This window comes from Idiomarina sp. UBA3162, assembly GCF_002364475.1.
Taxonomy (GTDB): domain Bacteria; phylum Pseudomonadota; class Gammaproteobacteria; order Enterobacterales; family Alteromonadaceae; genus Idiomarina.
In genome coordinates this window covers 534-6,570 of sequence record NZ_DEYI01000017.1, presented here as the reverse complement: position 1 = coordinate 6,570, position 6,037 = coordinate 534, and the positions used below count along the sequence as shown (strand labels likewise).

General features: G+C 44.7%; 6 protein-coding genes and 1 pseudogene. 3 read left to right on the top strand and 4 right to left on the bottom strand.

What is annotated here, in order from left to right; genetic code table 11:
* Both B2X00_RS02205 and B2X00_RS02200 read right to left on the bottom strand, forming a co-directional pair.
* Positions 1–607 (bottom strand): annotated as a pseudogene (locus B2X00_RS02205) (efflux RND transporter permease subunit); the annotation flags it as partial.
* Positions 600–1,625, bottom strand: coding sequence for an efflux RND transporter periplasmic adaptor subunit (locus B2X00_RS02200; protein WP_290485927.1), 1,026 nt, complete (start codon positions 1,623–1,625; stop codon positions 600–602). The pseudogene B2X00_RS02205 and the gene B2X00_RS02200, both read right to left, overlap by 8 nt.
* Before the next feature lie 137 nt (positions 1,626–1,762).
* On the opposite strand from B2X00_RS02200, the gene B2X00_RS02195 reads away from it, so the two are divergent.
* Positions 1,763–1,954, top strand: a complete 192-nt coding sequence (locus tag B2X00_RS02195; RefSeq protein WP_071462751.1) for a CPXCG motif-containing cysteine-rich protein — start codon at positions 1,763–1,765, stop codon at positions 1,952–1,954.
* Positions 1,955–1,956: 2 nt separating this feature from the next.
* Here B2X00_RS02195 and B2X00_RS02190 read toward each other — a convergent pair whose 3' ends face one another.
* Positions 1,957–2,520 (bottom strand): FMN-dependent NADH-azoreductase, encoded by a 564-nt coding sequence (locus B2X00_RS02190; RefSeq protein WP_290485926.1) that lies wholly within the window; start codon positions 2,518–2,520, stop codon positions 1,957–1,959.
* 96 nt (positions 2,521–2,616) lie between these two features.
* On the opposite strand from B2X00_RS02190, the gene B2X00_RS02185 reads away from it, so the two are divergent.
* A complete protein-coding gene (locus B2X00_RS02185; protein WP_290485925.1) occupies positions 2,617–3,534 on the top strand; it encodes a LysR family transcriptional regulator in 918 nt (305 codons plus the stop codon).
* A 182-nt stretch (positions 3,535–3,716) separates the two neighbouring features.
* Here B2X00_RS02185 and B2X00_RS02180 read toward each other — a convergent pair whose 3' ends face one another.
* The gene (locus B2X00_RS02180; protein ID WP_290485924.1) at positions 3,717–4,712 is read right to left on the bottom strand and encodes a YeiH family protein; all 996 of its coding nucleotides are present in this window, start codon (positions 4,710–4,712) and stop codon (positions 3,717–3,719) included.
* Between the two features lie 95 nt (positions 4,713–4,807).
* Here B2X00_RS02180 and B2X00_RS02175 point away from each other — a divergent pair, with 95 nt between their 5' ends.
* On the top strand, positions 4,808–5,665 hold the full coding sequence (locus B2X00_RS02175; RefSeq protein ID WP_290485923.1) for a LysR family transcriptional regulator: 858 nt from the start codon (positions 4,808–4,810) through the stop codon (positions 5,663–5,665).
* The last annotated feature ends 372 nt before the right edge of the window (positions 5,666–6,037 follow it).

Here is a 6,037-nt window from a genome sequence, read left to right as displayed (position 1 = left end):
GTGAGTACTGCGGTCCAAACCTGCTTGACGCCATCAATCGCCGCCTGCATAGGCTTTTTATTTTGCCGCCGCTCACCTCAACTTGAGACACGCCGGCAACCGATGACATGCGCGGTCTTACATTGTCTTCGATGTAATCTCGCATCATTATCATGTCGAGTTGCTGCGGATTCCCTTCAATAGGCGCTACTCGGAAGTACATGAATGCATTACTGGAGAATGACGCTGCAAAAATCTTAGGTTCATCGACATTCTCTGGTTAATTCGGGACGTGAGTTAACGCATTGTTAACTAGTATTAATGTTTCGGCAACGTTAACCGAGTATGGAAAGTCCAATTCAATGGTTGCTTGCCCGGTACTTGCCGTGCTTTCCATGCGCTGTAAGTTCGGAATCGTTCTTAAAAATTCTTCCTGCTCAATGAGGATTTCCTTTTCAATATCTTGCGGTGTTGCGCCTGGCCACTGTGTCTGAACACTGATGGTTCTGACTTCAAGGTCGGGGATCATCTGGATAGGAATGCGAAACGCTGCCGTGATACCAAGTAGACAAAGGATCAGGACTGCAACGATAGTCGTGTGCTTATGTCGGATGAGCCATTCAATCATGTTGATCACCCGACACGATGGTAACTTTTTCCCCATCATTCAACGATTCATTTCCACGCACAACAATCTGCGCAGTTTCAGGTAAACGTTCTTCAATGGCTATAAAGTCGCCAAAGCGATAAGTCACGTTAACAAACTGCTGCTTTGCGAGCATTTGATTACCATTGCTCTCAACCAGCCAAATCGACGTTCGGCCATCACTGTAGCGTATCAGCGCATCCTTGTTTATTACCGTGCTAGGCTCTGACAGCTTTATATCAAATTGAACATCAACGGGCATACCCACATAAAGTGTGTCGCTGGGCAACTCGTTGATACGAACCCGAAATGCGCGCTCGCTATTGGTCGTTGTCGGTACAATGTCTGAAATTGTCGCATCATATTGCTGTATATCACCGGAAAGATCTTTGCGGATGATCGATACATCAGTCGTATTATCAACATAGGGCAAGTAACGAAAAGGTAAGAAGGCATCGATGTACAGCTTATCCAAGCGGGTCAACTCAAAAGCAGCGGTGCCAGGCGTTACCCATTCACCTAAATCAACGTAGCGTGCCGACACGACACCATCAAACGGTGCCTTGAGTGAGTGAAATGCCAATTCAACCTCTGCACGCAGCAATGCCGCCTTACGGCTTTCTAATTCGGCGCGCGCCATGTTGAGCGCCGCACGCGCACGTCTAAGCTCACTTTTTGCCACGGATTGACTCTCAGTGAGTGCGTTCAGTTCGTCAAACTGTTGTTGTTGATCGTCTAATGTCGCTTGGCTTGCGCGCACTCGCGCACTCAACTCAGTCAACTGTGCTTCGCTTTGTTGCTTGTCGAGTTCAGCGATGGTTTCACCCTGAGCCACTTTAGCGCCCACATCAACGTTGTGGGCTTTAAGTAAGCCTTCCACAGCAAAGCTCAGCTGGCTTTGTTCGAGCGTATTGACCACCGAAGGTACACGCACTTCTTTTATCGGTGCACGAAAGTGAGCCTCATCAACGGTAACTTGCGTATCTTGTGCTACAGTCAATGAAGGCGTCACCAGAAGTGATGCCAGTAGTAAAGTGTAGGATTTTATGACAGCCTGCGGTCGTTATTGAGTTTACTTGTATACGCGAATAACGACGCGGTTGGATTTTAATCATTGCCGTGTACAGGAGTGTAGCGATGAGTTTAGCTGAAGCAAGAACGTTTGAATGCCCATATTGTATGGCCATTAATGAACTCGAGTTAGATTGGATTAATGATTTAGGCACACGCCAAATCGTCGACTGCCAGATCTGCTGTCAGCCGATAGAGTTAGAGATCTTACAAATAGGGGACGACGCGCAATTGATTGCGCGCCGCGATGACGAATAAGTTTATAACTGTTCGATTTGCTCGGCTGCCTTTTTAAAACCTTGTTCCCGTGCTTCATCACCCATGTTCATGCCTTCAGCACGAACGACCTCGACATCCGTGATGCCAATAAAGGCGAGGGCATGTTTTAGGTAACTCTCTTGGTGATCAAGTGCTGTGAGATCACCCGTTGAATACACACCGCCGCGACCTGAGGCAATAATCGCTTTTTTACCTGTTAGCAAACCTTCAGGACCTTGCTCTGTGTAACGGAAAGTTACACCGGCTTGTAAAACACGGTCAATCCATGCTTTCAACTGAGACGGAATAGTAAAGTTGTACATCGGTGCACCAATCACGAGTACATCAGCTTCCTGTAACTGGCTTACGTACTTGTCGAAATGCGGTTTTTCTTCTGCCAACAACTCTTCTGCTGTTAGATGAGCAACCGAATTTTGAATGAGATCAACATGAGTAACGCGTGCGTTCTCATTACTTGCTTTTAACTGCGCTACCACATCGGCGCTAAGCTTACGGCTGACTGATTGCTCGACGAAAATACCGGAATCTACATGTAAAATGTTCATAAACTACCTCCAATTATTTGATACTGCTATTGTATGGTGTTCCATAAAATTAAAAAGATGTCTAAAATGAGAATTAGCGTTCCATAATTGGTACACATGATGGCACTTCCGGATATCACTAACTATTATTTATTCGCCAAAGTGGTTGAGGCTGGCAGTATTTCATCTGCGGCTCGGGCGTTAAGCTTGCCCAAAGCCACGGTGAGCCGGCGATTGCAACAGCTCGAAACAGAGCAGGGCATGCGTTTGTTTAACCGGTCTCAGTCGGGGGTGCGGCTCACCGATGTAGGCGAAGCTTTTTTATTACATTGCCAGCAACTGGTCGAAGCCGCAGAAAGTGCACAGCAAGTTACCCAGCGCTTATTAGAAAAGCCACGCGGTCGAGTTAATTTCAGTGCGCCTTATGCATTAAGCCAAAGTTTACTTGTGGATGTATTGCCAGAATTTATGACGCTGTATCCAGAAATAAACATTAATTTAGTAGTAACTAATCGCCCGATTAACTTAATTGATGAAGGCATCGATGTTGCTTTACGGGTGCGTCCAAATATTGAGGACTCGAGTTTAATTGCACGTCCATTGAGCGAATCGCCACTGACATTATTTGCCGCACCGGCATTACTAGAACAACACCCAATAAACGAGCCTAGCGACTTATTAGCGCTGAATCATTTGTCTTTACATTACACCAGCGGTCAGTACCGTTATTTATTGACCCACGAAAAAGGCGAGCAGCAAACCATTAAATTTGAGCCACGCCTAATTACCGACGATATGATTGTTTTGCGTGAATCGGCTATCAAGGCACAAGGTGTGACCGCATTACCAACTTATTTATGTAATGAAGCCGTACAAAACCAACAATTAGTGCAAGTGTTACCCGAATGGACATTGCCAGTGGGCATTATGCATCTCACGTATCCACACCGGCGCGGATTACTGCCAGCGGTACGCGTGTTGATAGATTATCTCACCGAAAACTTACCCAAACGCGCCGAGTTATTTAATTACTGACAGACATACGCAGGGCAGCGCTCACGTAAAAATGTGTAGGTCACACGTATCATTGTCATTAAAAAAGCCCCCGCAAAGACCACGAAGGCCAGTTTCCAAATAACACGTTGTCGACTTTGCTATTGGTATGGCTACCGCTGTCAAATAGAAAAGGCGTTAATATTTCTTTCCATCATGCGATGTCATCCAAATGCTGCGAGTCCAAATCCTAAAACAAGCAACAGCACAAATAATATAGCCGCTAAACCAAACGCTTGAAGCCCCCCTTGTTTGATTACACTAAAGTGAGTAAGTATACCTAAAGCGGCCATAGCCACACATAGCAAATACATTGCCACGCTCGATAAAATATCGATGAATGATGACGGTAATATTTCAAGCGAATTAATCACAATGACGCCGATGAATAAAAATGCGAACCAAGGAACCGTGATTCGTTTCTCAACAGTAGATACGTTCGAACCTTGAAAACGGTACTTTGTCCAGATAGCAACAATCAGTAGTACTGGAACCAGTAATACGACGCGAAACATCTTTTCTAAAACAGCAATATGCGCTGCTGATTCACTTATTGCATCTCCTGCAACAACCACTTGAGCGACCTCATGGATGGATACGCCAGCCCAGAGACCATATTGGTGATGCGTCAAGGGTACTAATTCCAACAATATCGGAAGCATAAGCATTGATAATGTGCCAAAGACGACCACTGTGCTAATGGCTGTCAGAACTTTGTGCGGCTTTGCATTAATGATCGGTTCGAATGCGGCGACAGCTGCCGCACCACAAATAGCACTCCCAGCTGCAACCAATATGGATTGCTCAGTATCTAAACCAAACAGCCGTCTTCCCAGCCACACACCTACGCATAGAATCGTTGCTACCATGATAACCGCACTGAGTACACCATATAATCCAATATCTGCAAACGCTTGAAACGTAATGTTGAAGCCGTATAAGACGATCGCGGTTCGCAAGACAGTGCCTTTTGCTACGTTCAATCCAGACGCTAACCGAAATTTCCAACCGTTGGGTAAAGCGTGGCTTATCACTATGCCTAACGCAATACTTATTAGAAGCGGAGATACCGTTTCTAAAAATGAAATTTGATGCTTTCCCCATAATACAATGGCGGCTATACCCATTGATGCGACTAGCCCGGGAATTATATTTTTCATGTGTTCCTCATCATTATCTTTTCCTAGTATTAAAACTATATCTCAATTAATATTGAATAAAACAAATTATAAATCGATAAAGATAAGTATTATTTATGATTAACTTGAGGCAACTATACATTTTTTCAGTGGTCGCAGAGTCGAATAGTCTCGCGGCAGCCAGTGAGCTGTTGAATATGACGGCTGCTGCCGTTTCGTTAAGTCTAAAGGGGTTAGAACAACAACTTAATACCCGTCTACTTCAACGCGCGCCTGGCAGAAAGAGTACAGACAAAACTATCTTGTTGACAGCAGAAGGAATCTGGTTGAAGCGAAGAGCGCAAGACATCTTAGCGCTTGAAAAAAGCACTCAAATGTATTTTAAGCAACGACAGGAATCTGAGCCGACAGCGCTGAACATTGGCGCGAGTCAGACTGTTGGAAATTATTGGCTGCCCGGTTATATTCGGGACATCAAACAACGCTATCCATGCTGCCACGTCAACGTTTTTATCGGTAACACTGATGAGGCTTTAGATCGTGTGCAAACATTTCGTGACGATATTGCCCTAGTAGAAGGCCCAAATCACCATAGTGCATTGAAGAGCCGATGCTTTAAAAAAGATAGTCTCATGCTTATCGCGCCACCTGACAACGACTTTGAGTCACTACAAACCGCGCCTTGGTTGATCCGGGAACGAGGCTCAGCAACGCGAAAATATACCGAACAACTATGGGCAGAATTAGCCATCGAACCAAAAGACGTGACACAATTAAATACCAATGAAAGCATCATTCATTCTGTAGCATCAGGTGTCGGTATCGCTTATGTTCCTCGAATCACGACACCTCTTCTATTGGATGCAGCTCTGATAAAAGAGATACCTATAAATAATAATTGTTATCGCTCCTTGTTTATTGTGAAACATAAGGAGCGGGACTCCGAGTTGGCTTGGATCGACGGACTAGTTTAGTCTCGTAATTACAACAAATCTAATTATAGGTATTCTGAATAACTGCATTATGGAAGTAGGGCGTTTCAATCGCTGTATTGGTTTCTCATTATTTAACTGGTAAAAAGTCAGCCTTATGGCATTGGCTTAACCGTCCCTAGCATGCCTGTAGCTTCTGTTGGCGAGGAGATGCAGGCTCGGTTTCAGCCTTATACAGTCTATGAAGTCAAAAAAATGACCCAGTGACACACTGTTCAGCAGATAGATAACGCCTGGTACAAAACCAAATGACAGGGTGTGCAAAAAATCACAATGACACGTGCGAACTGCAAATGTGAGCACTTCACCTTGCTCTTATGCTGATATACCAATGATTTAACATAATATACATTA

Coding starts and splice junctions, on each gene's coding strand:
- B2X00_RS02195 (WP_071462751.1), top strand. CDS start 1,763: ATGAGTTTAGCTGAAGCAAGAACGTTTGAATGCCCATATTGTATGGCC.
- B2X00_RS02190 (WP_290485926.1), bottom strand. CDS start 2,520: ATGAACATTTTACATGTAGATTCCGGTATTTTCGTCGAGCAATCAGTC.
- B2X00_RS02185 (WP_290485925.1), top strand. CDS start 2,617: ATGATGGCACTTCCGGATATCACTAACTATTATTTATTCGCCAAAGTG.
- B2X00_RS02180 (WP_290485924.1), bottom strand. CDS start 4,712: ATGAAAAATATAATTCCCGGGCTAGTCGCATCAATGGGTATAGCCGCC.
- B2X00_RS02175 (WP_290485923.1), top strand. CDS start 4,808: ATGATTAACTTGAGGCAACTATACATTTTTTCAGTGGTCGCAGAGTCG.